At 76.6% G+C, this 329-nt stretch carries 1 pseudogene; it reads right to left on the reverse strand.

What is annotated here, in order from left to right:
• Positions 1–139 precede the first annotated feature (139 nt).
• Positions 140–329, reverse strand: a pseudogene (locus tag IH13_RS42645) (xanthine dehydrogenase family protein subunit M); the annotation flags it as partial.

Raw genomic sequence — 329 nt, forward strand, 5'->3', positions numbered from 1 at the left:
GGTGGTGCTCCACGGCGTAACGGGCGGTGCCGGTGACCTTCTCCCGGCCCTCGCGGCGGACGACGGGTTCGCCCAGCGGCTGGGGGGCGTGGCTCATGGCGGAAGTCCTCGGTTCGTCGGGGTGTGCGGATCGCTCGGTTCAGCCGGACCGGCCTGCCCGGCCGGTCAGTTCGGTGAGGGCGCCGACGGCCAGGTTGCGGGCGAGGGTGACCTTGAACCCGTTGTCGCGGAGCGGTCGGGCCGCGGAGAGTTCGGCCTCGGCCGCGCGGGCGAAGGTCTCCTCGGTCGCGGGCCCGCCCCGCAGCACGGCCTCGGCGGCCCGGGCCCGC

The sequence above is a fragment of the Streptomyces sp. NRRL WC-3549 genome (assembly GCF_000721935.1).
In the GTDB taxonomy this organism is placed as follows: Bacteria; Actinomycetota; Actinomycetes; order Streptomycetales; family Streptomycetaceae; genus Streptomyces.